This window comes from Kribbella sp. CWNU-51 (assembly GCF_054073265.1).
On record NZ_JBSXMZ010000059.1, the window covers coordinates 20,804 to 45,969 of the forward strand.

The 25,166-nt window shown below is 69.1% G+C and carries 20 protein-coding genes; 9 read left to right on the forward strand and 11 right to left on the reverse strand.

Annotated elements, in window-relative coordinates; genetic code table 11:
- Positions 1-15: 15 nt before the first annotated feature.
- The 3 genes from ACXC9Q_RS39830 to ACXC9Q_RS39840 all read left to right on the forward strand — a co-directional run bounded on the left by ACXC9Q_RS39830 (position 16) and on the right by ACXC9Q_RS39840 (position 2,812).
- Positions 16-843: a lysozyme gene (locus ACXC9Q_RS39830; protein ID WP_457062038.1), complete on the forward strand. Its 828-nt coding sequence runs from the start codon at positions 16-18 to the stop codon at positions 841-843.
- A gap of 42 nt (positions 844-885) precedes the next feature.
- Positions 886-1,443, forward strand: coding sequence for a GNAT family N-acetyltransferase (locus ACXC9Q_RS39835; protein WP_457062040.1), 558 nt, complete (start codon positions 886-888; stop codon positions 1,441-1,443).
- 76 nt (positions 1,444-1,519) lie between these two features.
- Positions 1,520-2,812: a peptidase C39 family protein gene (locus ACXC9Q_RS39840; protein ID WP_457062042.1), complete on the forward strand. Its 1,293-nt coding sequence runs from the start codon at positions 1,520-1,522 to the stop codon at positions 2,810-2,812.
- Between the two features lie 54 nt (positions 2,813-2,866).
- On the opposite strand, the gene ACXC9Q_RS39845 is transcribed toward ACXC9Q_RS39840, so the two are convergent.
- Both ACXC9Q_RS39845 and ACXC9Q_RS39850 read right to left on the reverse strand, forming a co-directional pair.
- On the reverse strand, positions 2,867-4,549 hold the full coding sequence (locus tag ACXC9Q_RS39845; protein ID WP_457062044.1) for a DUF2207 domain-containing protein: 1,683 nt from the start codon (positions 4,547-4,549) through the stop codon (positions 2,867-2,869).
- Positions 4,550-5,469: 920 nt separating this feature from the next.
- Positions 5,470-5,694 carry a hypothetical protein gene (locus ACXC9Q_RS39850; protein WP_457062045.1) on the reverse strand — a complete coding sequence of 75 codons (225 nt, stop codon included), beginning with the start codon at positions 5,692-5,694 and terminating at the stop codon, positions 5,470-5,472.
- Between the two features lie 144 nt (positions 5,695-5,838).
- On the opposite strand from ACXC9Q_RS39850, the gene ACXC9Q_RS39855 reads away from it, so the two are divergent.
- Entirely contained in the window at positions 5,839-6,885 is a 1,047-nt protein-coding gene (locus ACXC9Q_RS39855) for a neutral zinc metallopeptidase (protein WP_457062046.1), read from the forward strand.
- 31 nt (positions 6,886-6,916) lie between these two features.
- Here the strand turns inward: ACXC9Q_RS39855 and ACXC9Q_RS39860 are convergent, their stop codons facing one another.
- Positions 6,917-8,614 (reverse strand): DUF2207 domain-containing protein, encoded by a 1,698-nt coding sequence (locus ACXC9Q_RS39860; protein ID WP_457062047.1) that lies wholly within the window; start codon positions 8,612-8,614, stop codon positions 6,917-6,919.
- Between the two features lie 75 nt (positions 8,615-8,689).
- Here ACXC9Q_RS39860 and ACXC9Q_RS39865 point away from each other — a divergent pair, with 75 nt between their 5' ends.
- The gene (locus tag ACXC9Q_RS39865) at positions 8,690-9,799 is read left to right on the forward strand and encodes a neutral zinc metallopeptidase (RefSeq protein ID WP_457062049.1); all 1,110 of its coding nucleotides are present in this window, start codon (positions 8,690-8,692) and stop codon (positions 9,797-9,799) included.
- Between the two features lie 10 nt (positions 9,800-9,809).
- On the opposite strand, the gene ACXC9Q_RS39870 is transcribed toward ACXC9Q_RS39865, so the two are convergent.
- Positions 9,810-10,190, reverse strand: a complete 381-nt coding sequence (locus ACXC9Q_RS39870; protein WP_457062051.1) for a nuclear transport factor 2 family protein — start codon at positions 10,188-10,190, stop codon at positions 9,810-9,812.
- Between the two features lie 123 nt (positions 10,191-10,313).
- Between ACXC9Q_RS39870 and ACXC9Q_RS39875 the strand changes: the two genes are divergently transcribed.
- Positions 10,314-11,147: a MerR family transcriptional regulator gene (locus tag ACXC9Q_RS39875; protein ID WP_457062052.1), complete on the forward strand. Its 834-nt coding sequence runs from the start codon at positions 10,314-10,316 to the stop codon at positions 11,145-11,147.
- Positions 11,148-11,543: 396 nt separating this feature from the next.
- Here ACXC9Q_RS39875 and crcB read toward each other — a convergent pair whose 3' ends face one another.
- The 3 genes from crcB to ACXC9Q_RS39890 are packed head-to-tail and all read right to left on the reverse strand — an operon-like array spanning position 11,544 to position 12,759.
- Complete coding sequence (gene crcB, locus ACXC9Q_RS39880; protein ID WP_457062053.1) at positions 11,544-11,912, reverse strand: fluoride efflux transporter CrcB; 369 nt, start codon at positions 11,910-11,912, stop codon at positions 11,544-11,546.
- Positions 11,909-12,274 (reverse strand): DUF190 domain-containing protein, encoded by a 366-nt coding sequence (locus tag ACXC9Q_RS39885; protein WP_457062054.1) that lies wholly within the window; start codon positions 12,272-12,274, stop codon positions 11,909-11,911. Before ACXC9Q_RS39885 ends, crcB begins: the two co-directional genes overlap by 4 nt.
- Positions 12,271-12,759 (reverse strand): fluoride efflux transporter FluC, encoded by a 489-nt coding sequence (locus tag ACXC9Q_RS39890; protein WP_457062055.1) that lies wholly within the window; start codon positions 12,757-12,759, stop codon positions 12,271-12,273. The genes ACXC9Q_RS39885 and ACXC9Q_RS39890 overlap by 4 nt, the downstream gene beginning before the upstream one ends.
- A gap of 247 nt (positions 12,760-13,006) precedes the next feature.
- Between ACXC9Q_RS39890 and ACXC9Q_RS39895 the strand changes: the two genes are divergently transcribed.
- On the forward strand, positions 13,007-16,159 hold the full coding sequence (locus ACXC9Q_RS39895; RefSeq protein WP_457062056.1) for a BTAD domain-containing putative transcriptional regulator: 3,153 nt from the start codon (positions 13,007-13,009) through the stop codon (positions 16,157-16,159).
- A 3-nt stretch (positions 16,160-16,162) separates the two neighbouring features.
- Here the strand turns inward: ACXC9Q_RS39895 and ACXC9Q_RS39900 are convergent, their stop codons facing one another.
- The 3 genes from ACXC9Q_RS39900 to ACXC9Q_RS39910 all read right to left on the reverse strand — a co-directional run bounded on the left by ACXC9Q_RS39900 (position 16,163) and on the right by ACXC9Q_RS39910 (position 18,748).
- On the reverse strand, positions 16,163-16,999 hold the full coding sequence (locus ACXC9Q_RS39900) for a DUF4097 family beta strand repeat-containing protein (RefSeq protein WP_457062057.1): 837 nt from the start codon (positions 16,997-16,999) through the stop codon (positions 16,163-16,165).
- 61 nt (positions 17,000-17,060) lie between these two features.
- On the reverse strand, positions 17,061-17,804 hold the full coding sequence (locus ACXC9Q_RS39905; protein WP_405071064.1) for an ABC transporter permease: 744 nt from the start codon (positions 17,802-17,804) through the stop codon (positions 17,061-17,063).
- Entirely contained in the window at positions 17,801-18,748 is a 948-nt protein-coding gene (locus ACXC9Q_RS39910; RefSeq protein ID WP_457062058.1) for an ATP-binding cassette domain-containing protein, read from the reverse strand. Before ACXC9Q_RS39910 ends, ACXC9Q_RS39905 begins: the two co-directional genes overlap by 4 nt.
- Before the next feature lie 228 nt (positions 18,749-18,976).
- Here ACXC9Q_RS39910 and ACXC9Q_RS39915 point away from each other — a divergent pair, with 228 nt between their 5' ends.
- Positions 18,977-22,915: a Pls/PosA family non-ribosomal peptide synthetase gene (locus ACXC9Q_RS39915; RefSeq protein WP_457062059.1), complete on the forward strand. Its 3,939-nt coding sequence runs from the start codon at positions 18,977-18,979 to the stop codon at positions 22,913-22,915.
- Positions 22,915-24,282, forward strand: coding sequence for a M1 family metallopeptidase (locus ACXC9Q_RS39920; RefSeq protein WP_457062060.1), 1,368 nt, complete (start codon positions 22,915-22,917; stop codon positions 24,280-24,282). Before ACXC9Q_RS39915 ends, ACXC9Q_RS39920 begins: the two co-directional genes overlap by 1 nt.
- Here ACXC9Q_RS39920 and ACXC9Q_RS39925 read toward each other — a convergent pair.
- The gene (locus ACXC9Q_RS39925; protein WP_457062061.1) at positions 24,279-25,154 is read right to left on the reverse strand and encodes a LysR family transcriptional regulator; all 876 of its coding nucleotides are present in this window, start codon (positions 25,152-25,154) and stop codon (positions 24,279-24,281) included. The two genes, ACXC9Q_RS39920 and ACXC9Q_RS39925, sit on opposite strands and share 4 nt — an antisense overlap.
- Positions 25,155-25,166 lie beyond the last annotated feature (12 nt).

Here is a 25,166-nt window from a genome sequence, read left to right on the forward strand (position 1 = left end):
CTGTGGAGGTCCACCGTGAAGTCCGCCCTTTTCACGGGTGCCGCCGTCACTCTTGGTCTGCTTCTGGCCTCGATCGGCTCCGCCCAAGCCAGCACCACCTCGCCCGCATCCCACCAGCCAACGCCCCAGGCCCGTCAGCACGGCATCGACAAGGCCGGCGACGCGTACATGGGCTGGCTGTCGAACACCACGACCACCGCTGCCCCGGCAGTGATGGCCCCCGCCGCATCGGTCGAAGGCATCGACGTCTCCAGCCATCAGGGCAACGTCAACTGGGCCTCGCAGTGGAGTGCCGGCAAGCGGTTCGCCTACGTGAAGGCGAGCGAAGGCAACTACTACACCAACCCGTACTTCGCCCAGCAGTACAACGGCTCCTACAACGTCGGGATGATCCGCGGCGCCTACCACTTCGCCACCCCGAACGACTCCAGCGGCGCCAACCAGGCCAACTACTTCGTCGACCACGGCGGAGGCTGGTCCCGGGACGGCAAGACCCTGCCGGGCTCGCTCGACATCGAGTACAACCCGTACGGCGCGACCTGCTACGGACTGAGCCAGGCCGCGATGGTCAACTGGATCCGCGACTTCCTCAACACCTACAAGGCGCGGACCACGCGGGACGCGGTGATCTACACCAACCTCGACTGGTGGAGCCAGTGCACCGGCAACAGCACCGCGTTCAACGCCACCAACCCGCTCTGGGTCGCCCGGTACGCCTCGGCGCCCGGCACCCTGCCCGGCGGCTGGCCGTTCCACACGATCTGGCAGTACAGCTCGAGCCCGATCGACCAGGACCGGTTCAACGGCGACCAGTCTCGGCTGGTTGCCCTCGCCAACGGGTGAGCCGGGGGTAATTGGGTTGCGGCGGTCTCATAGTCTCGATCGGTGAGCTTTTCACTGCCGATCGAGACCGACCGCCTGACCCTGCGCCGCTATCTCGCCACCGATTACGACGACCTGCTCAGGCTGCAGTCCAGACCGGATGTCGCCCGGTTCCTGCTGTACGGCCCGAGGACGCCCGAGCAGGTGAAGGAGTCCCTCGCCGGCCGGCTGACCGACGTACCGATGGACACCGACGGTCAAGCGCTCACCGTCGCTGTGATCCTGCGGGAGACCGGTCAGCACGTCGGCGAGGTCACCTTGTTCGTGCACAATGCCGAGCAGCGGACCGGGGAGATCGGGTTCGTGTTCCACCCGGACTTCCACGGCCGCGGGTTCGCCGCGGAGGCCTCGATCGAGCTGCTCCGGCTCGGCTTCGAGGAGCTCGGCATGCACCGAATCATCGGCCGGCTGGACGCCCGCAACACCGGCTCGGCGAACCTGCTGCGGCGGCTCGGCCTGCGCCAGGAGGCGCACTTCGTCAAGAACGAGTTCCTGAAGGGCGAATGGACCGACGAACTGGTCTTCGCCTTGCTTGCTGAAGAGTGGAACAAGCGCTCGTAAGTATTTGACAGGAGAGATAACTGTCGCGGCACGCGTTCACCGCGACAGTCACGGCGCGCGGGTCTACCGTCGAAACATGACCGCCGCCCGTTCCTTCACCGCCCTGATTCTCGGTGTGGTCGTGCTGAGCGCGGGCTCGCTCCCGAGCGAGGCCGTCAAGGTAGCCCCACCGCGTCAGATCGCCTACCGCACGTGGACGTCGACCACCGACTTCCTCGCCGGTGCCCAGTACGGCACCACCGTCGCCGACGGTGCCCTGAGCTTCGGTACGCCGACCGGCAGCACGGCGTACGTCGATCCGTTCGGGGACGGCACCGCCAAGAACTACGACCAGACCAGCTGGATCTCGCCGCAGGTCAGCAGCGGCTTCGGGCTGACCGAGCTGGTCGCGTCCTGGAACGCGACCACGCCGCCCGGCACCTGGATCGAGGTCTCGCTGGCAGGTACGACGGATCTCGGCACCACGACCAAGTGGTACGTGCTCGGCCGCTGGTCCGGTGGCGACGACACCGCCGCCGGCGACATCCACCGGACGTCCGTGCCGCAGCAGGGTGACGCCGACGGATCCGTTGCCGTCGACACCTTTACCGCAGCGACCGGCCACTGGCTGGATCGCTGGCAGCTCAAGGTCAGCCTGTATCGGCTCAGCGGTACGACGCAGTCGCCGGTGGTGCGGTCCGTGGGGGCGATGGCATCCCGGCTGCCCGCCGACAAGAAAGTTGCCGTGAGCCCCCTTGGCGGTGCGGAGGGCGTCGTACTGGATGTCCCGACGTACTCGCAGGAGACGCATATCGGGCAGTATCCACAGTGGGACGGCGGCGGTGAGGCGTGGTGCTCGGCGACGTCCACCGCGATGGTGCTCGACTACTACGGCGCCGGGCCGACCGCGACGGAGACGGCGTGGGTCGATCCGTCCTATACCGATCCGCAGGTGGACCACTCGGCGCGCTCGGTGTTCGACTACTCCTACGACGGCGCCGGGAACTGGCCGTTCAACACGGCGTACGCCGGGAGCCGCGGAGTGGACGGGTTCATCACCCGGCTGCGGTCGCTGACCGAGGCGGAGCAGTTCATCAAGGCGGGGATCCCGCTGGTCGCGTCGCTGTCGTTCAAGAAGGGCGACCTGCCCGGCGCGGGCTACGGGACCAACGGGCACCTGATGGTGATCGTCGGGTTCGACCAGGCCGGCAACGTGGTCGTCAACGATCCGGCCTCGCATCTGATCGCGAGCAACGACCAGGTGCGGACGACGTACGACCGGGCCGCGTTCGAGAACGCATGGGTGCCGCACTCCGGTGGGCTCGTCTACGTCATCCACCCGGCGGGCATGCCGTTGCCGGCGCCGCCGAATCCGCAGCACAACTGGTGAGAGCGACAGTGCCCGCCACACCGGGGCGGTGTGGCGGGCACTGTTCTGTCTGACTCAGCGGGCGAAGAGTGCGCCCGTCAGGTTCGTGGTGAGGTTGCGGAGCGAGTCCGGCAGGTACTGCAGGTGCCAGCCACGGGGGCCGCGGTACCAGGTGAAGCCTTCGTCCTCCTCGTCCGGAGTGCTGTCGGTGGCGACCAGTGCGTCGATCCAGCGCTCCGATCCGCCGAGGACGACGGCGTACGGGAGGGCGCGCGAGCAGAGCTCGGCGTGCTGGTCGACCGGCAGTTCGCTGACGTCCATCTCGAGCAGCTCACCGCGGATCGCGGCGACCTGGCCGAGCACCCGGCCGGCGGCCGGCGCCTTGGCCGGCATGTAGCGGCCGACCACGATCAGGCCGATGCCCACCAGGGTGACCGCGAGGCCGACCAGACCCCAGGTCGACAGCAGTGCGAGGACGACCGTGAGTGCGACGCCCAGCACGGTGGTGACGATGCCGATCGTCGCCCACAGCGACCGGGTCCGATCCGGGCGCTCGTTGAACCAGCCGCGCTTGACCACACCGTCGTACAGGGCGTCCTGGACCTGGGCGAGGTTCGCCCGCACCTGACGGCCGAGCTCGGAGACCAGCACCGAGTCCGAGTCGCCGAAGATCGCGCGGATCAGGACGTTCTCGTACCGCTGCAGCTCCTCCGACGGCGCGTTCGAGACCCGACGCAGCTCCCAGTCGGGCCGCGCGTACTCGGTCTCGTGCTCCAGCTCGATGATCGTGATGTGACCGCGGACGGCCAGGTCGATGATCGTCGCGGTGACGTCCACCGGGTCGATCCGTTCGTCGATCAGCGTGCCCACCTCGCCGGGCCGCAGGTCGGACGGCGGACTGAAGTCGATCCGGGTGTCGGTGCCCAGGCTGAACAGCGACGCCGGTACGACGCGCCGCGGGTCGACCCGGTCGCGTCCGCGCAGCCGGTAGAGCACCAGCAGCGCGATCACGCCGAGCAGCAGGATCGCGAGCGCGGTGAGCAACTGCGCGGTGTCGGTGGAGAAGGCTCGCTTGAAGGTCTTGCGGTACTCGACGATCGAGTTTGCGGCGATCTCGCCCTCGGGGAAGCCGATCACCATCCGGACCGTGTTCCCCGGCGGCAGCATCTGCTGCTGGAACGTAGGCCCGGACGTCTCACCGATCTGCGCCAGCGTGCACGGAGTGTTGCTGTCGATCGCGCCGGCGAAACAGGAGACGTGCGAGACCTCGGGTGTGCTGAAGAGGATGTTCGCCTGCGTGACGGGCAGGTTGATGCCGGTCAGCGGGGCGAACCGGACCTCGGTGCCGTTCAGCGTCTTGGCGACCGCGCCCTTCACCGTGTAGGTGAAGTCCAGTTGAGTGGTGCCGCTGACATCCGCGACCGCCACCGAGGTGACGTCGCCGTCGGTCTTCACGTCGGCCTGCTTGTCCTGACCGCCGGCCTTGACGGTCAGGTCCCCGATCTCCTGCACGTGATCGACGTCGTCGGGCAGGTGGTCGCGGGTGACGATGAACCGGGTGAACGTCCCGCTCACGTTGCTCAGCTTCCAGGTCTCGGAGACCCTGAGCAGGCCGTCGCGTTCGACCCGGACCTGGCTGTCGAAACTGGTCACGGCCGGGTCGGCCGCGGAACCCGAACCGGCCGCACCGGCCGGCGCAGTGGTCAGGCCCATCAGGCCGAGGGCACACAGGGAGAGCCCGAGCACACGTAGACGCATCGCCCAATCACACCGTAGAGAGAGGGTCAGGTTGACACCGGCACGATAGCCCCTGGCGAGTGTCAGGCGACCAGTGGGGACCAGCGTCAGGTCAAGTTCGGTTGAGCCTGGTCCCGGATAGCGTCTTCGGTGTTTCAGGCAACCAATGGGGTCCGCGGGCTGATCGCGCTGCTCGTCGTCCTGAATCGGCCTGAAGGCGGTCTCCAACACGCTGAAGCACAACGGTGACCTGCGGCGGTGCTGTAGGGCCCGGATTCCGGTCGGCTGAGAACCGACTGGCCGGGGTGGCTAGCCTGGTGGGTCCGGATCACGCAAAGTATGTCCGAGGGGTGTGCGGTGTCCGGGGGGAAAGTACCGACCTGGCGCGCTTCGGCACCCCGAACAGCGCCGGATGCACCACGTTGACGGCTACACCAGCAAGGTCGTGAGGAGTATCGATGTCGGACAACTGGAACCCACCTCCGGGGAACGAACCGGCTGACGGTGAGCAGCCGGCCGGCCCGCCGGAGCGGGGTCGCGGGGGTGGCCAGCCGCCCAAGTGGTGGACCGGGGACACCGCGGCCAAACGTGAGTTCCAGGACCCGGCGCAGGGCGAACGTCCGCCGAACAAGTGGTTCGGCGAGGGCTGGGCGAACCGCCGCCCGGAGAACCCCGACGAACCGTCGTCCTGGCAGACCAGCCCTGACCAGTCCCGCCCGACTCCACCCCAGCAGGCTGGTCCACAGCCCGGTTGGGGCCCACAGCCAGGCCCGCCCCAGCAGTCCGGTCCGCCACCTCAGTCCGGTCCGCCACCTCAGTCCGGTCCGTCACCTCAGTCCGGTCGAGGTCCGCAGCCCGGCCCTGCCCAGCAGTCGGGACCGCCGCACTCCGGTCCGACGCCGCAGTCGAGCCCACCCCAGTCCGGCTCAGCCCAGTCCGGCTCAGCTCAGTCCGGTCCAGCGCAGCAGTCTGGTCCGCAGCAATCCGGTCAGCAGTCTGGTCCAGCTCAGTCCGGATGGACGCAGCAGTCCGGTCCGCAGACCGGTGGAGCTCAGTCCGGATGGATGCAGCAGACCGGTCCGCAGCAGTCCGGTCCGGGTCGGCCGGGGCAGTCTCGGCCGCCGCAGCAGCCCAGCACGGACCAGTCGCAGTCCAGTGCTTGGCACTCGGCTCCGTCCCAGTCCAATCCCGAGCAGCCCGGACCGTACTCCGAGGGCTCATATCTTTGGGGCTCCCCGCAGTCGGCGCCTCAGCAGTCGGCCTCGCCGTGGAGCAACGCCCTGCCGCCACAGCAACCACAGCAGCAGCGCATGCCCCGGCACGCGGCTTCGTCCGGCAACCAGCTCGGTCCGATGGGCCAGCCGGTGCAACAGGGGCCGAACTGGCAGTACCCGCCGATCCCGATCCCCCAGCCGCCCGGCGGGCGCAGGCGCAAGCCGACGCGGACTCCGCGCCTTCTCCTGATCGGCCTGGTGGTGCTCGCCGTCCTGGTCGTCGGCACCGGCGTCACACTGCTCGTCCGCAACACTGGCAACGACGCCCCACAAACGACGGGCACCCCGTCGGCCTCGGAGTCCCCGTCCGAATCGCCCTCCGAGTCAGCGTCCAGTGCGCCGACCCCGACGAGGCCACCCGGCCCGACGGTCGACGAGGTCGTCAAGGCCAGCAAGCTCTACAGCATCGGCCCGATCGCGGCCTCGAAGTGCGCGGAGCCGCTGATCGCGCCCACAAACTTCACTGCCGCCAAGAACTACTACAACCGGCTGCTGCCGTGCCTCAACCGCACCTGGTCGCTGGCGATGAAGAAGGGCGGTCTGCCGTTCCGCGCCCCGAAGGCGGTCGTGTACGCCGGCAAGCTGCCCTCCCCGTGTGGCATCCAGCGCAGCGTGCGAGCGGCGTACTGCGGTGCGAACCAGACCATCTACCTGCCGTTCGCGGTGGACTTGCGGTACTTCCAGTCGAACCCGATGTACGCCCGCGCGATCATGCTGAACACGTTCGCGCACGAGTACGGCCACCACGTGCAGAACCTGGCCGGCATCCTCGGGGCGTCGGTGACGCGGCAGCAGACGATGACGCCGAACCAGAAGCTGCAGGAGAGCCGCCGGCGGGAACTGCAGGCGACCTGCCTGGGCGCTGCCTACCTCGGCGCCAACGCGGCGTTCACGCCGATGCGGGACCCGCTGCTGCAGAACTGGAAGTTCCTGATCTCCCACACCGGCGACGACTACGCCCGACCGCGCATCCACGACCACGGCAATCGGGTCAGCAACTACCAGTGGTCGATCGCCGGCTACAACAGCAAGAAGCCCGACTCCTGCAACACGTTCACCGCCGCTGACGTCCGAGTGAACTAGGCGGGACCGTCAGACACCGCCTTGCCAGCCTTCAGAACAGGCGGCGCGCTGTGGTCAGCGTGCCGCCGAACGCGGTGACGAAGTTGCTGAGCGACTCGCCGATGTCGGACAGGTGCCAGTTGTCCGGGCCGGAGTACCAGCCGATGCCGGCGTCCGGGTCGTCGTCGTCATCGGTCGCCGCGATCTCCAGCGCCCATTTCTCGGTCAGTCCGAGCACAGCGGCGTACGGGAGGCAGCGGGACGCGAACTCGAGGCGGTGGCTCTGCGGCAGGTCCGCCGACGTCTCGTCGACCAGGTACCGCTGCAGGCCGGCCACTCGACCCAGTACGGCGGCTCCGCGCGCAGTGCGAGCCGGTGCGACCTGACCGATCAGTGCGAGCACCAGACCCGCCGCCATCACCGCGAAGCCGACCAAGCCGTACTTGCTCACGATCGCGAGCACGATGGTCAGTACGACGCCCGCACCGAGCAGCACCACGCCCGCGGTGGTCCAGCGGTTCCGAACGGCGTCCGGACGGGTGGTGAACCAGCCCTGCGTCACCACATCGGCGTACAGCTGCTCGCGGACCAGGTTGAGTCGCGGCCGCAGCGCCGGGCCGAGGTTGGACACGACTACCGAGTCGCCGTCCGCGAAGACCGCGTCCAGCAAGGCCTTCTCGTAGGGCAGCAGTTCGGGGCCGCCCTGGTGGAGCCGGTGCAACTCCCAGTCCAGCTTGCCGAAGTGCGACTCCCGCGGCAGCTCGACGATCGCCAGATAGTTGCGGACGGCAAGGTCCAGCAGGGTCGCGGTGATGTCGACGACGTCGGCGGTCTCGTCCACGACCGTACCGACCTGGCCCGGCCGGATCCCGTCCGGTGCGGCGAACTGCGGACCGTCCGAGCCGTTGAGCACCGGCCGCTCCGGCGCGCCCTCGCCGACCTTGGCGGCGTCACGACCGCGGAAGAACCACAGGGCCACGGAACCGAGCAGTCCGATGCCGAACACGATCACCGCCAGGCCGATCGTGCTGGAGTCGGCAGTGAACGCCCGCCCGAGCGTCCAGCGGGTCTCGAACTGCGCGTTCGGCTGCACGGTCGCCTGGTCGCTCAGTCCGGTCAGGAACGTCACCCGGCCACCCGCGGGTACGCCGTTCTGCTCGATCTGCAACCCGGCCGACTCGGCCAGCTGCGACGACGTGCACGGCATGCTCGAGCCGACCCGGCCGGCGAAACAGGTGACCCAGGTGGCGAACGGGACGTTGACGCTGAGCTCGGCCTTCGGGATCGACACCCCGAAGCCCTGCACGACCGGCCAGCTCACCTCGAGGCCCTCGGTCGAGTCGGCCACCACGTTGTCGACGGTGTAGCTGTAGACGATCTTCGACTGCCCGGACACGTTCACGGTGAGTTTGCGACCGTCGTCGGTGCTCTCGTTCTTCAAGCCCTGGGCCGGTTGACCGTTCACCGTCGCCGACACGTCACTCAGGTCGTAGGTCCGGTCGCGGTCGGCGTCGGACCGGACCCGGGTGGCCAGGGTCCGGCTGAACGTCGTACCGCCGGCGGCGAGGTCGACCGTCTCCTTGACCTGCAGTGTGCCGTCCTTGGTCAGCGTCGCCTCGGCCGAGTACGCCGAGATCTGGTCGTCGGCGGCCTGCGCGGGCAACGTGCCCAGGGCAACGAACAACGCGGACAGCGGGGCGGTCAGGGACATCAGCAGGGCAGCCGGAAGGAGGCGGCGCTTCAGTGACATGGGTCGAGAGTAGTCTCGTGCCGGTTCGCCCAGCGAACCCGACCGAACCCGATCACGGCGCAGGAGGCCAGACCTGTGAGCAGTCCGTACGGCTACGGTGGCCGTCTCCAGGACAGTCCGCCCGGACCGCCTCCCGGTGTGCTGCCACCGCCACAGTCCGCGCCGTGGCCGCCGCAGGGGCCGTACTCCACTGGCCCCGGTCCGATGCAACAGGGAGCGCCGTACCCGGGGCAGTGGGGGCAGCCGTACTACGGCGGTCCGGGTCAGTTCAACGGGTTCCAGCCACCGCGTCGCCGGGGCGGTCCGGTCCGGCTGATCGTGCTGGCGTTCGTGCTGCTGATCTTCATCGCCGTGTCGGTGGCGGTGCTCGGCAGTCTGCTGGGCAAGAGCGACGACAACACCGCCCAGCCCGAGGTGACCGGTCCGTCGATCGTGCCGACGCCGACCAGCAACCCGCAGAAGGGTACGGCGGAGGACTACCTGCTCAACGCCGACATCTACCGCACCGGTCCGCTGGACGAGCAGAACTGCCCGGCCGCGAATCTGCGTGACGGCAGCCTGGCAGCGCAGAAGGTCTATTACCAGAAGCTCTTCAAGTGTCTGAACGACGCGTGGCGGCCGGTCTTCAAGGAGCTCGGCCAGGACAAGCCGGACCCTGGTCTGGTCGTGTTCGACAAGCCGGTGACGACACCGTGCGGCCGCTTCGAGCCGCTGTCCGGCCGGGTGCTCGCGTTCTACTGCTACGGCAACCAGGTCATGTACACCGACGTCAAGCAGATGAACCGGGCGTTCGGACCGCAGCAGGATCTGGCCTACCTGATGACGATCGCGCATGAGTACGGCCACCACGTGCAAGGCGTCAGTGGGCTGTTCTATGCCCGTGCCGTCTATCTGCAGGACCATCCGGATCAGGAACTCGAGAGCTCACGTCGCAACGAGCTGCAGGCGTCCTGCTTCGGTGGTGTGTTCAGCAAGGCGGTCGAGAAGTCGTACCCGCTGACCAACCGGCTGGCCGAGTTCAAGGAGCAGTCGAGCAACAGCTTCGGTGAAACGCCTGACACCCCGGAGGACGAGCGTACGCACGGCTTGGCGACCAGCCAGGGCTTCTGGATCCAGAACGGCTTCAACATCGGCGCAGACAAGGCCTGCAACACCTTCGCGGTATCGGCCGACCTGGTGAAGTAACGATCTCCTGCTAGGTGGCGAGCGGTTTCACGGTCAACTGGTAGTCCTCCTGAAGGCGACCGTCATCGTCGACGACGAGGACGACCCGAGCGGCCCAGGCGAGCTCACCGCCGGACGAGATCAGCTGGATGGTGAACGTGACGACGTCGTGGTGGGCCGTCGCGTCGTCCCCACCGGAGACGGCGTACTTTCCACTCTCGACGAACTCCTGGTAGGCCTCCGTGATCCTGGCCTCGAGCTCGTCGTGTCCACGGAACTGCGCCCCCTCCACAAACTCGACACCGTCCGGCCGCCAAAGGGCGGCGATCATCCGTCGGCGCGATCCAGGGTCGCGCTCACTCCACACAGCCAGATAGCGGTCAACCGTTTCGAACTCGGTCGTCCTGGTCATGGTGGTGTCCTCTCTTTGTGTCGGTACGGCGTTCAGGACGACCCTCGTCACGACCGCAGCGGGAGGGTCAAGCCGGGAGGCCGGAGCGGACTCTCCCACCGTGGGAGACCGCAGAATGGGCCTGTGACCGCACACCTGTCCATCGGCGACTTCTCGCGCGCCACACACATGACCGTCAAGATGCTGCGCCACTATCACCAGATCGGCCTGCTCGAACCCGCTGACGTGGACGTGCACACCGGCTACCGCCGCTACACCGATGCGCAGATCCCCACGGCCCAGGTGATCCGTCGGCTGCGTGGACTGGACATGCCGCTCGAGGAGATCCAGGCGGTCCTGACCGCGCCCGACGTACAGACGCGCCGCGATCGGATCGCCTCACATCTGCAACGCTCGGAAGGCGAGCTGGAACGTCGACAGGGCGCCGTCGACGCGCTGCGCGACCTCCTGTCCCCTGGCCCCGCCGATGCCGTAGCCGGGATCGAGGTACGCCGTACGCCGGCCACACCGGCGGCCGCGATCACCGAGGTCGTCGACGCCGAGGACTCGGTGTCCTGGTTGCAAGGGGCACTCGGGGAGCTGTACGCCACCTTGGCCGCACGGGGTCTGACTCCAGACGGCAACGCCGGCGGCATCTACGCCGACGATCTGTTCACCCACCATCGTGGGCAGGCGACGGTCTTCGTCCCGTGCGCCGGCCCGGTGACGCCGGTCGGCCGGGTCGTACCCCTGGTGGTGCCGGCCGTCGAACTCGCCGTCATCTCGCATGTGGGCTCGCCCGCCGACGTCGACCGCGCCTATGGCACGCTCGCCGCTTACGTAGCTCACCACGCGCTCGCTGTCGACGGCCCGATGCGCGAGTACTACGTGATCGGCCAGGCCCAGACCGCCGACACCTCCCGCTGGCAAACCGAAATCGGCTGGCCAGTCTTCCAAGTCGACGACAGCACCCCATAATCAAGCGCCTTTGGTGATCCACTGGACCAAGCACTACTGCCAGCGCTGGGACCCATTCGGCCTGGCCTGCGCACCCGACCCGATCAACTGGCCCGCCTCGCGCGGCCACCGAGCTGGCCGGACCGGCGACCGCCCGCCGGCCGCCTTTCTCTGCGAGGCTCTGGCGAGTCTTGGGTGAACTGAGCTAGTGCCTCGCCAAGAAACGTCGAGGTCGTTACCGCACTTGCCTTCCGCCCGGGTCAACTTCAGGGGAGAACCTCGCAGCTGCACCCTTCGCCCTACCGCATACCCGGGGAGAAGGGGCCAGATCAGGGGTGAACCCCGCAGCTGGCCGCCGGTCCGGCTTCGGGGTGGTAATCACTCCGGGCTACCTCCCGAGCCTTGCTTGACGCGGCACTAGATCGCCTGGCCGATCGCCGCGCCGAGGAACGCGCCGCCGAGTCCCGCAATGATGCTGGCGGCAACGTTCGCGCCAGCGAAGAACTTCGCGCCCTGCTCGATCAGCCGCAATGTCTCGTAGGAGAAGGTGGAGTACGTGGTCAGCGCACCGCAGAACCCGGTCCCGACCAGCAGTTGCACCGAGTGCGGCACACTCGACGTCGTCGCGGTACCGGCGACCACCCCGAGGATCAGCGAGCCGACGATGTTCACGGTGAACGTGCCCCACGGGAAGACGGTGTCGTGGCGGGCCTGGACCGCGCGGTCGGTGAGGTAACGCAGTGGTGCCCCGACAACTGCCCCGGCAATCACCAACAGCAGGTTCACCGCGACTCCCCCTTGGAGTCCGCGGCGGCGTCACGTCCGGCGTACCGGATGACTTCGCAGTCGTCGAGGATCACCAGGCCCTCGGTGACGAGTTCGTCCAACTGGGGCAGGAAAGCGCGGATGCGGTCGTGGGTGTCGACGATGACGATGACCACCGGCAGATCCTCGGACAGGCTGAGCAGACGCGTGGTGTGGATGCGGTTGGACGCGCCGTAGCCTTCGACGCCGTGCAGCACGGTGGCGCCGGCCAGTCCGGCCTTGTGGGCGCGGTGCACGATCTCGGTCGACAGGGGCTTGTGGTGCCACCGGTCGGACTCGCCGATCATGATCGTGAGTCGAAGTGCGGTGCCGGTGAGTCTCATCGCTGCCTCCGGTGAATCAGGCTTCGCGTCGCGCCGGCTGTTGCCCAGACCGCGATCAGCGCGGCGGCCGCAGTACTGGCGAGATAGATCAGAGCCGTACCGGGGTGCCGGTCGGCGATCAGGCGCTGGATGTCGAGGGTGTAGGTGGAGAACGTGGTGAAGCCGCCCAGGATCCCGGTGCCGAGGAACGGGCGCAGGTACCGTTGCCGGGTCCACACATCGGTGACCAGCACCATCAGGACACCGATCAGCGCGCTGCCGGCGATGTTGATCACCAACGTGGCCCAAGGGAAACCGCCCGCCGGGGTGGGCCAGGCCAGACCGATCAGGTAGCGGGCGGTCGCGCCGATCGCGCCGCCGACGGCGATGACCGCGAGTACGGCGGCGTCGGTCGCCAGATGCCGGGTGGGGCGGGCGAGATGCAGGTCGACGTCGGGATCGATGGGTTCCTGCGGAGCCGGATCGGTCTGCTCGCGTTGCTGCACCGGGTGTTGCCTCCTACCTGGACAAGTACCCCGCGGCAAGCGCGCCACGGGGTCGGACAGGTAGGGACTGTTGGCCATCCCGCGATCGGGAGACGGTTCGGGGCCGGCGAGCCCCACCGCCGGTCGTACACCACAAGCCTAACCGCTGCCGCCGCCGGCACGCCCAGCAGGGACACGCACCGACCCGGTGCCCTGGGTCCTGGCGCTACGCGCCGAGAAGCGCTAGCCGTGGGTCGGGTGGGGCCAGGTGGCGTGGGAGAATCTGCGGGTGCAGATCGGGCTACTGGGATCATTTGAGGTACGCGCGGACGACGGCAGCTTGGCCGACGTGCCGGGTGCTCGGTTGCGCGCGCTGTTGATCGCCCTGGCGCTCGAGCCGGGCCGCGTCGTGTCGAAGGCGACGCTGGTCGACTGGATTTGGGGTGAGCGTCCGCCGGCTGATGCCGCGAATGCCCTGCAACGCTTGGCTTCCCGGCTGCGGAAGGTGCTGCCAGGGGTGATCGAGGGGCAGACGGGCGGCTACCGGTTGACGGTGAGCGCCGACACCGTCGACGCCCTGCGGTTCGAGCGTCTCCTCGCTCAGGCTCGCCAGGAGGAGGGTTCCGGGCGGCTTCGGCTGTTGCGCGAGGCCCTCGCTTTGTGGCGCGGGACAGCGATGCAGGATGTCGGGTTGGAGGACAGCGAGGCGTTCGAGTCGGCGGTGACGCGGCTCGAGGGGCTGCACCTGACCGCGATGGAGGATCGGTTCGAGGCAGAGGTCAGCCTCGGCCACGGCGCGGAGGTGGTCGCGGAACTGACCGACGCGGTCGCCGCGCACCCGCTGCGCGAGCCCCTTGTGGCCGCGCTGATGCGTGCCCTGGTGGCGGCCGGTCGCGACTCCGAGGCCCTGCTCACCTACGAGCGCACGAGGGAGGCCCTCGCGGACGCGTTGGGCGTTGACCCCTCGCCGGAGCTGTCGGCTTTGCACGTCGCGTTGCTGCGGGGCGAGTTGGGACGCCGGGAAGAGAACCGGAAGACCAATGTGCGGGCCGAGCTGACGAGTTTCGTCGGGCGGGACGCTGACGTCGCCGTGGTCCGCGAGCTGATCGCGGAGCATCGGCTGACCACGCTGGTCGGGCCGGGCGGCTCGGGCAAGACCAGGCTGGCCACGGAGACCGCGCGTACGCTGCTCGGCGACCTGCCGGACGGGGTCTGGCTGGTGGAGCTCGCCGCGATCGGCGCCGACGGTGACGTCGCGCAGGCGACGCTCACCGGGCTCGGGCTCCGGGATGCGCTACTCGGCTCGGGACCGGGCACCGACCTGGTGGACGGGCTGATCGCCGCGATCCGCGAGCGGGAGGCGCTGCTGATCCTGGACAACTGCGAGCACGTGATCGAGGCGGCGGCTCAGTTCGCCGATCGAGTCCTCGGAGAGTGCCGACTGCTGCGGATCCTGGCGACGAGCAGGGAACCGCTCGGCATCACCGGTGAGGCGCTGTGGCTGGTCGAGCCGCTGGCCTTGCCCAGCGACGCCGGCGCCGGCGAGATCGCGTCCTCTGCAGCCGTCCGGTTGCTGCGGGACCGGGCGGACGCGGTGCGCAGGGACCTCGCGGCCGACGAGCACACGTTGGCAGCTATGGCGCGCATCTGCCGGGCGCTGGACGGCATGCCCCTGGCGATCGAACTCGCCGCGGCCAGGTTGCGCACCATGTCCATCGATCAGCTCGCCAACCGGCTCGACGACCGGTTCCGTCTCCTGACCAGCGGCAGCCGGACCGCACTGCCGCGGCACAGGACGCTGCGCGCGGTGGTCGATTGGAGCTGGGAGTTGCTCACCGATGCCGAGCGGCTGGTGCTGCGCCGGCTGTCGGTCTTCTCGGGCGGGGCGAGCCTGGAGGCGGCCGAGCAGGTCTGCGTCGGAGCCGACGTCGAGCCGGATGAGGTGCTGGAGCTGCTCACCTCGCTGGTCGAGAAATCACTGCTGGTCACCGACGGCGACGGTGCCCCGCGCTACCGGATGCTCGGCACGATCAAGGAGTACGCCGCGGATCGGCTCGCGGAAGCCGGGGAATCGGACCTGGCCCGGCAGGCGCATCTGTCCTACTTCACCGAGTTCGCCGAGACCGCGGAGCCACATCTGCGCCGCGCCGAGCAACTGGACTGGCTCGCCACGCTCGAGGCCGAGCACGACAACATCAGTGCCGCGCTGCGGGCAGCGATCGCGGCCGGCGACGCACCGGCGGCGATGCGGCTCGCGGCGGCCACCGGCTGGTACTGGTGGCTCAGCGGGCGCCGGGGCGAAGGCATCGAGCTGATGATCGCGGCCACCGAGGTTCCCGGCGAGGTGACCGATGAGGTTCGGGCCATGACGTACGCGCTGGTGGTGCTCTTCGTGACGTCAGGGCGGGGCGGCGAGCAGCAGGGCGTGGAGTGGATCCACAAGGCGTATCGATTCAGTCAGCAATCCGAGCACCACAACCCGCTGCTGGATCTGGTGATCCCGCTGGAACGCCTGCTGGAGGACCCTGAGGCCGTCGTACCGGCGTTCGAGTCGTTGCTGGACAGCGTCGACCCGTGGGTACGCGCTCTGGCCCGTTGGCAGGTCGGCAAGATGCGAACTGTGCTCGGCGAGACCGGCCCGGAGGTGGAGGCCCCGATGGAGATGGCGCTCGCGGAGTTCCGGACGCTCGGCGAACGGTTCGGGATGTCGCTGGCCCTCTCCGAGCTGGCAGGCCAACTGGCCCTGCGTGGCGAACTCGCCGGTGCCTCCGAGTACTACGAACAGGCGATCACCGTCGTCACCGAGGTCGGCGCGATCGAGGATGTCATCCGGCTGCGGACCCTGCAGGCCCTGCTGTACTGGCGGAACGGCGATCAGGAGGCGAGCGCGGCCGCCATCGCCGAGGCGGAGAAGTGCGCCGAAGGCGTCACCTGGACGTACGTACTGGTCGACCTGGCGCTGACGAAGGCGGAGCTCGCTCGCTGGGGCGGCAACGCCGAGGAGGCCCGCCGTCAACTCGCCGTCGCGACTAGCTATCTGGGCGACGACGCGAAGCAGGCGAACATCCGGGCCGGGATAGAAGACATGCTCGGCTACCTGGCCGACGATGTCCGGGACGCCCGTACGCACCGCGTGGCTGCCGCGCAAGCGGCGGCCGAGGCGGGCCACCCACCCTTGACGGCCCAGGTAGTGGTCGGGATCGCGGATCTCGCCGTTCGCCTCGACCAGTACGAACAGGCGGCGCGGTTGCTCGCGGCCGGCGACGGACTCCGCGGACTGCCGGATCGCTCCAACCCGGATGTGGCCAGGATCGAGCGGGACGCACGACGTCACCTCGGCGAGGCACGGTTCGCCGAGGTGACGCAGGAGGGTGCGGAGGGGAGCTGGTCCGAGCTGGTCGAGGCCACGCTCGCTTCGTGAGGCTCAGCTCGCCGCGCGCTGAATGATGATGTCGCCGTGCCGCGTACGGGCGTGCACCATGACCTTGTCGTCGGACGGGCCGGCGTCGCCTTGCGACGAGACGAAGTTGTGCACCGCCCCTCGCTCGCTGTCCACGTCGACGGAAGCCGCGGCACCCTCGCTGATGCCGACCTCGATGTTTCCGGAGGCGTTCATCAGCTTCGCCTGACCGTGGGTCATCCGGCCGATCCGAATGGCACCGCTGGCCGTCTTGGCGATGACGCTGCCGTCGGCGCGGTCGATGTCGAATCCACCGCTGGCACTGCTCAGATCGAGGTCGGCCGCGGCGTGGCCGATCCAGGCCCGGCCGCCCGAGCTCGAGATCCCGACGCTGCCCTCCACCTCGCCGATCCGTACCTCGGACGCACCGCCCTCGATGTCGGCGCGCCCGGCGATGTGGCCGATCTCGACCTCGCCAGCCGAGATGTTCGCGTGCAGGGCGTCGATGCGATCCAGCTCGACCCGGCCCGATGCCATGTGCAGCTCGCATTCGCCGAACGATCCGTCAGCCTGAACGCTCGAGTACGCCAGGTAGGCGACCAGGCTGGACCCGGCGGGCAGGTCGATCGTGATGGCGACCGAACCGTTCTTGCTGCCGGCCGCTGTCGTCTTGACCGACAGCTGACCGTCGGCGAACTCGACCTTGGTCTTGCCGGCCACCTTGACGTCCGACCGGCTCGCCGGGTCGATGGGTTCGACCAGCACCACGGTGTCGGTCCGTTCGGTCGCGGCGACCCGCACCCGGGCACCGGCGACCTGAACGGTGGCGCCGATAGGCCCCGGCGTGGCGAATGTAGGCATGACAACTCTCCTCGTACGTCGTCTTGGTGGTGTCGTTGACGGGCTCGACCGCCCTGGTTGGTCAGGCGCGCTTCTTGAAGGTGGAGAGCGACCACACGAACCCGATCGCGGCGATCCCGACGCACCAGACGATGGCCTGGACCGCGCTGCTCGTCGAAGCCGGTTCGCCGGCCAGCAGCCCGCGCAGGGTTTCGATGATCGGGGTGAAGGGCTGGTACTCCGCGAACTGCCGGACGCCGGCGCCCATCGTTGCGGCCGGCACGATCGCACTGCTCAGGAACGGCAGCATGATCAGCGGTACGCAGGCCATCCCCGCCGATTCCGGGGTCTTGGCGAACAGTCCCAGCGCGACCGTGATCCAGCTGGTCGCGAACGAGACCAGCACGATCAGACCGATCGCACCGAGCCAGTCGGCGAAACTCGCGTCCGGCCGGAATCCCACCGCGAACGCGACACCGATGATGGCCGCGACGGCGATCAGGCTGCGGAGCAGGGTCTCGGCGACGTGCGCGACCAGTACGGCGCTGCGGGAGATGTCCATCACCTTGAACCGGTTGATGATCCCCTTGGTCATGTCGGTGTTCACGGCCGTCGCGGTCGCGCTCAGTCCGTAGCAGATCGCCAGGATGATCATGCCCGGCGTCGCGTAGTCGATGTACTTCTCACCGACGTCGAAGGCGCCGCCGATCACGAAGACGAACATCAGCAGGAGCACGATCGGGAGCAGGATCGCGTTGAACACCGCGACCGGGTTCCGCACGGTGTGCTTGAAGTTGCGACCGAGCATGGTCGTCGAGTTGCTCATGATGCGTTCACCTTCGTGTTGGTACGGCCGGTCAGGGAGAGGAAGACGTCGTCGAGGTCCGGGGTGTGCACCGAGAACTCCTCGGCGTCGATCGAGTGGGCATCGAGCTGGTCCAGCAGGTCGCGGACCGATTTCGCCCGGCCGTCACTGGGGACCCGCAACGTCAGGTCGTCCTCGGCGTCCCGCGTCGAGTCGGTCAGGACCTGCTGTGCGGCGTCGAGTTCGGCGTCGCCGGCGAACCGGAGCCGGACATGGCTGCCGCCGATCAGGCGCTTGAGCTCGGCGGGCGTGCCCTGGGCGACCAGCTTGCCCTGGTCGAGCACCGCGATCCGGTCCGCGAGCCGATCGGCCTCGTCCAGGTACTGGGTGGTCAGGAAGATGGTGACGCCCTCGGTCACCAGCTGGCGGATGATGTCCCACATCGTCCGCCGGCTGCGCGGGTCCAGTCCCGTCGTCGGCTCGTCCAGGAAGATGATCCGGGGCTTGCCGACCAGGGTCATCGCCAGATCCAGCTTCCGGCGCATACCGCCGGAGTACGTCGCCACCATCTTGTGCGCCGACTCCGTCAGGTCGAACCGCTCGAGCAACTCAGCGACGATGCGCTTGCCCTCGCCCGCGTCGATGCGCTTGAGGTCCGCCATCAGCCGCAGGTTCTCCTGGCCGGTCAGCAGCTCGTCCACCGCCGCGAACTGGCCGGTGACCCCGATCGCCGCGCGGACGGCCTTGGTCTCGGTGGCCACGTCATGACCGGCGACGCGGACCGTGCCGCCGTCGGCCTTCATCAACGTGGTCAGCACGTTGACCGTCGTCGTCTTGCCCGCGCCGTTCGGGCCGAGCAGGGAGAAGACCGTACCGGCCGCGACCTCCAGGTCGATGCCGTCGAGCACGACCTTGTCCTTATACGCCTTGCGCAGCCCCGAGGCCGCGATCGCTGAACTCGTCATGGGACTACCTTCGGCGCCCCGCCAGCCACCGCCCTGACACGCTCCTGACACCGCACCTGACGCGACGGGGACCGATCCATGCCGCGCGGGAACAAACACCCACAGTCGCCCGACAGTTGGTTACCCGCGATCGCCAGGTTTCGTTGGGGTTTCACCAAGTGTGCGACCGCGTACGAAGGCTTCGCTCGGGGTTATCTATCTGGTAACCGGGCGGCGTAAGATCCGGCCGTGACGTTGCGACGTGGTGACCTGGCGCCACCCGCGCGGACGCTGGTGGATGTGTTGCAGGAGACGGCGACGAAGTACGCCGATGAGCCTGCGCTGGACGACGGCCACATCAGTCTGAGTTATCGCGAACTGCTGAACCAGACGACCAAGTTCGCCGCGCGTCTCACCGAGGCCGGGATCGGGCCAGGCGACCGGGTCGGAGTGCGGATCTCGTCGGGGCACAACGATCTGTACGTCGCGATCCTCGGGACGATGCAGGCCGGGGCGGCGTACGTCCCGGTGGACGCCGACGACCCGGACGAGCGGGCGGAGCTGGTGTTCGGCGAGGCCGATGTGGCGGCTACGGTCGGCGACGACCTGGAGCTCACACTCACCCGCCCGCAACCCGCGCCGATCCCGAGCGACGACAACGAGAACGCCGACGGCTACTACGACTACCCGTACAGCGCCCGGATGGACTCCTCCGGTACGACGGACGCACCCAGAGCACACGGCGGTCCGGAGCCGACCGACGACGCGTGGATCATCTTCACCTCGGGCTCGACCGGCGTACCCAAAGGCGTCGCCGTCACCCACCGGTCGGCCGCGGCGTTCGTGGATGCGGAGGCGCGGCTGTTCCTCCAGCAGGAGCCGATCGGGCCGGATGACCGGGTGCTCGCGGGCCTGTCCGTCGCGTTCGACGCGTCCTGTGAGGAGATGTGGCTCGCCTGGCGGCATGGCGCGTGCCTGGTGCCGGCGCCGCGCTCGCTGGTCCGGACCGGTATGGACCTCGGGCCGTGGTTGGTTGCCCAAGGCATCACTATCGTCTCGACCGTGCCGACGCTGGCGGCGCTCTGGCCGGCCGACGCGCTCGACCAGGTCCGGCTGCTCATCTTCGGCGGCGAGGCCTGCCCGCCCGAGCTCGCCGAACGGCTCGCGATCGACGGCCGCGAGGTCTGGAACACGTACGGCCCGACCGAGGCCACAGTCGTCGCCTGCGGCGCCCGGCTGACCGGCGAGGGCCCGGTCCGGATCGGTCTCCCCTTGGACGGCTGGGATCTGGCCGTGGTCGATGCTGCGGGCAACGAAGTGCAAGAGGACGAGATCGGCGAGCTGATCATCGGCGGCGTCGGCCTGGCCCGGTACCTCGACCCGGTCAAGGACGCCGAGAAGTTCGCCCCGATGCCGAGCCTGGGCTGGGAGCGCGCGTACCGCAGCGGCGACCTGGTTCGCAACGACCCCAAAGGCCTCCTGTTCCAGGGCCGCGCCGACGAGCAGGTCAAACTCGGTGGCCGCCGGATCGAGCTGGGCGAGGTGGACGCCGCACTCCAGGCTCTGCCCCAGGTCTCCGGCGCCGCCGCCGCGGTCCGCAACAGCGCCGCCGGCAACCAGTTGCTGGTCGGGTACGTCGTACCCGAAGACCCGGCTGCGTTCGACCAGACCAAGGCGACCGCGCGACTGCGCGAGGAACTGCCCGCGGCGCTCGTCCCCCTGCTGGCCGTCGTCGACACGCTGCCGACCAGGACGTCCGGCAAGGTCGACCGCAACGCGCTGCCCTGGCCGCTGCCCGGGATGGACAGCGACGCCCCGGCGGCCGAGCTCAGCGGGACCGAGGGCTGGCTGGCCGAGCGCTGGACGAAGGTCCTCGGCGCGACGGTCACCGGCCCGGACAACGACTTCTTCCTGCACGGCGGCGGCAGTCTGGCCGCCGCCCAGCTGGTGTCGGTCCTGCGCGAGCGGTACCCGGACGTGACCGTCGGCGACATCTACGAGTACCCGCGCCTCGGCGCGCTCGCGGACCGGCTCGACGAGTCACAGCCAGTGGCGTACGTGCCGGTCGAGATCCGGGAGATCCGGCCGACGCCGACGAGCACGCAGCTCCTGCAGACCGCGCTCACGCTCGTCCTGCAGACAGTCGTCGGCGTTCGCTGGCTGGTCTACCTGTTCACCCTGAACAACGTGCTCGCCGAGCTGGCCGGCCCGCTGCCGTGGGCCAGGACGGTCTCGTGGTGGTGGATCCTGGTCGGCTGGCTGCTCCTGATCACCCCCGCCGGCCGGATGGGCATCGCCGTCGTCGGCGCGCGCATCCTCCTCCGCAACCTGAAACCCGGCACCTACCCCCGCGGCGGCACGGAGCACGTCCGGCTGTGGGCCGCCGAGAACCTCTCGGACGCCGCCGGCGCGGCCAACCTGGCCGGCGCCCCCTGGATCGCGTACTACGCCCGCGCGCTCGGCGCGAAGGTCGGCCGCGGCGTCGACCTGCACACGCTGCCGCCGGTGACCGGCATGCTCACGATGGGCCGCGGCGCGTCGATCGAGCCCGAGGTCGACCTGGCCGGCTACTGGATCGACGGCGACCGGCTGCACGTCGGGCCGGTGACCGTGGGCGCCGAGGCCGTGATCGGTTCCCGGAGCACGCTGCTGCCCGGCGCCGAGATCGGCCGGAACGCCGAGATCGCCGCCGGCTCGGCCGTCTCCGGCAAGGTCCCCCCGAACGAGCGCTGGTCCGGCTCCCCCGCGAGCCGCGTCGGCCGGGCCCGGCACCCATGGCCGGACCACCGGCCCGCCCGCGCCCCCTGGTGGGTGCTCGCGTACGGCGTTCAGTCCGCCGTGATGTCCCTGATCCCGGTGGCCGCGGCCGCCGCGGCACTCGTCGTACTCGGCAACGCGATCAAGGGCACAGAGACGCTCCAGGCAGCCGCACTCAGCGCGCTGGGCGCGATCCCGCTGATGACCCTCGTCGGGTTCGTGACGCTCGCCGTCCTGACACTGATCGGCGTCCGCCTACTCGGGATCGGCATCAAACCCGGTCACTACCCGGTCCGCAGCCGGATCGGCTGGCAGGTGTGGGCGACCGAGCGGCTGCTGGACACCGCCCGGACCCTGCTGTTCCCGCTGTACGCGAGCCTGCTCACCCCCTGGTGGCTGCGGGCCCTCGGCGCGAAGATCGGCCGCGACGTCGAGGCGTCGACGGTCCTGCTGCTGCCGAAGATGACGACCGTCGGCGAGGGCGCGTTCCTGGCCGACGACACGATGATCGCGTCGTACGAGCTGGGTGGCGGCTGGCTGCACGTGGCCGGCGCGAAGGTCGGCAAGCGTGCCTTCCTCGGCAACTCCGGCATGACCGCGCCCGGCCGGTCGGTGCCCAAGAACGGCCTGGTCGCGGTGCTGTCGGCGGCCCCGAAGAAGTCCAAGGCCGGTACGTCGTGGCTCGGTTCGCCACCGGTGAAGCTCCGGCGGCAGGCGGTCGAGGGCGACCAGAGCCGGACCTTCAACCCGCCGTTCAAGCTCAAGGTCGCTCGGGCGCTGGTCGAGCTGTGCCGCTTCGTCCCGATGATGTGCACGGTCCTGATCGCGCTCGGCGTGCTGTTCGCGCTGCAGGCGCTCGACATCTGGCTCGGGCCGTGGGTGACCCTGCTGCTGTCCGGCGCGGTGATCCTGGCCGCGGGCGCGGTCGCGGGCGGGATGGCGACGGTCGCCAAGTGGCTGATCGTCGGCCGGACCCGCGCGGTCGAATATCCGCTGTGGAGCTCGTTCGTCTGGCGCAACGAGGTGGTCGACAGCTTCGTCGAGCTGGTCGCGGCGCCCTGGTTCGCGAACGCCGCCGCGGGTACGCCGGTCCTCAACCTGTGGCTGCGGTCTCTCGGGGCCAAGATCGGCAAGGGCGTCTGGTGCGAGACGTACTGGTTACCCGAGGCCGACCTGGTCACCCTCGGCGACGGTGCCACGGTGAATCGCGGTTGCGTGCTGCAGACGCACCTTTTTCATGATCGAGTTCTCTCCATGAGCACAGTCACCTTCGGACCAGGAGCAACCCTCGGGCCCCATGGCATCGTCCTGCCCGCCGCCAGCGTCGGGGCAGGAGCTACCATCGGACCGGTGTCTCTCGTGATGCGTGGTGAAGGTGTGCCGGCCGGGACGCGCTGGGCTGGGAACCCGATCGCTCCCTGGCAGGGCTGATGGTTGGCCCGCTCAAACGACTTCTGGGCAACGGGCAGCCGGGAGCGACGACGGCCGGCGACCCGTACGTGCCCACCCACGGCAACGGCGGCTACAAGGTCGAGTCGTACGAGCTGGACCTGGACTACCGGGTCAACAGCAACCGCCTGAGCGGCAAGGCGACGATCACCGCCTTCGCCACCGAGGCGCTCTCGCGGATCAGCTTCGACCTGTCCGGCCTCCGAGTGGCGAAGGTGTCGGTGAACGGCCGGCGGCCGCAGCGGTATGTGCACCGCCAGGGCAAGCTGCACGTCACCCTGGCCGCAACGATCATGGACGGCGCCGAGTTCACCGTCGAGATCCAGTACGCCGGCAACCCGAAGCCCGAGGACAGTCCGTGGGGCGAGCTCGGCTGGGAGGAACTCACCGAGGGCGTGATCGTCGCCAGCCAGCCGAGTGGCGCGGCCACCTGGTTCCCGTGCAACGACCACCCCGGCGACAAGGCGCACTACCGGATCACGGTCACCACCGATTCGCCGTACCAGGTGGTGGCGAACGGACGGCTGGTGTCGCGCCGGGTGAAGGCCAGCCGGACCACCTGGGTCTTCGACCAGGCGGCGCCGATGGCGACGTACCTGGCGACCGTCCAGATCGGCCGGTACGACGTGGTCGAGCTGGCCACGTCTCCGGTGACGACCCGGGGTGTGCTGCCGGGGAGCCAGATCCGCGAGTTCAAGACGGACTTCGGCCGGCAGCAGGACATGATGAAACTGTTCTGCCGGTTGTTCGGGCCGTATCCGTTCGGCGCCTACACGGTCGTCGTGACCGACGACGACCTGGAGATTCCGCTGGAGGCGCAGGGTATCTCGATCTTCGGCAGCAACCATGTGGACGGCCGTCGTACGTCCGAGCGGCTGGTCGCCCATGAACTCGCGCATCAGTGGTTCGGCAACAGCCTGACCCCGGCGCAGTGGCAGCACATCTGGCTGAACGAGGGTTTCGCCTGCTACGCCGAGTGGTTGTGGTCGGAGGAGTCCCGCGGCCTCACCGCCGCGCAGCAGGTGGCCAAGGCGCACGCGCGCCTGAGGAGCCTCCCGCAGGACCTGATGCTGTCGGATCCCGGCCCGACGCTGATGTTCGACGACCGCCTCTACAAGCGCGGTGCGATCACCCTGCACATCGTGCGCCGGCACCTCGGCGACCAGGCGTTCTTCGATCTCCTCCGCGCCTGGACCAAGACCTACCGCCACGGCTCGGTGACCACCGCCGACTTCATCGCACTGGCCGCCACCTTCAGCCCCGACGAGGAAGCCCTCCGCCACATCTTCGCCGCCTGGCTGGATTCCTACGAACTGCCCCCGCTGCCCCGCATACCACGAATGCGCTAGTCGCCCCGGGTCGTGCGGGCCACCTCGGCGGCGGCTTTCAGGAAGCGTTCGGTGAGCGGGGTTCTGGTGGCCCAGGCGCAGCCGGTCCACCAGGTGGCGGCGCGGCCGGGGAGAGGGATCAGGCGGACCTCTGGCGGTGCGATGCGTTCGGCCGATTGGGGTACGACGGCAGGCCCGGCACCGGCCGCGGTCAGGGCCAGGACGGTCTGCAGGTCGCCGGCCTCCTGAAGTACTTGCGGGTGGCAACCGAGTTCGGCGTACAGGCTGTTGATCTGCGCCGTCAGGCCGGGCCCACGAGCCGGGGTGAGGCGGACCAGCGGGCGCGCGTCGATCCAGCTGACCAGGTCGCGCGGGACGTCCGCGCTCGCCGGGACCGCGAGGGTGAGCCGATCCCGTCGTAACCGAAGGTGTTCGAGGCCGGCCGGGACGGGGAGCCGGACGAAGCCGATCTGGAGACTGCCGGCCAGCAGCCGCTCGCACTGGACCACCGACGACATGTCCTCGAGTGAGATCGTGACGCCGGGCCAGCGGCTGCGGAACAGCGCGACCGCCCGCGGCGCGAGCTCGATCCCGGACAACCCGAACCCGATCGCCAGGGAGCCCTCGGCACCTGACGCGACCTGGGCAGCCCGCCGATCGAACGCCTCGGATCGGTCCAGCAACTCCAGAGCGTCAGGAAGCAGCAGCTCCCCGGCTGGGGTCAGCCGGGCACCATGCCGGCCACGGCTGAACAGCACCGAACCGACCCGACGCTCCAGCACCTGGATCTGCTTGGTCAGCGCCGGCTGACTGGTCGACAACTCTTCGGCCGCGGCACCGAAGTTCCGCAGCCTGGCGACCGTGACGAACGTCCGGAGCAAACGGAGATCCATAACCCCAGGATA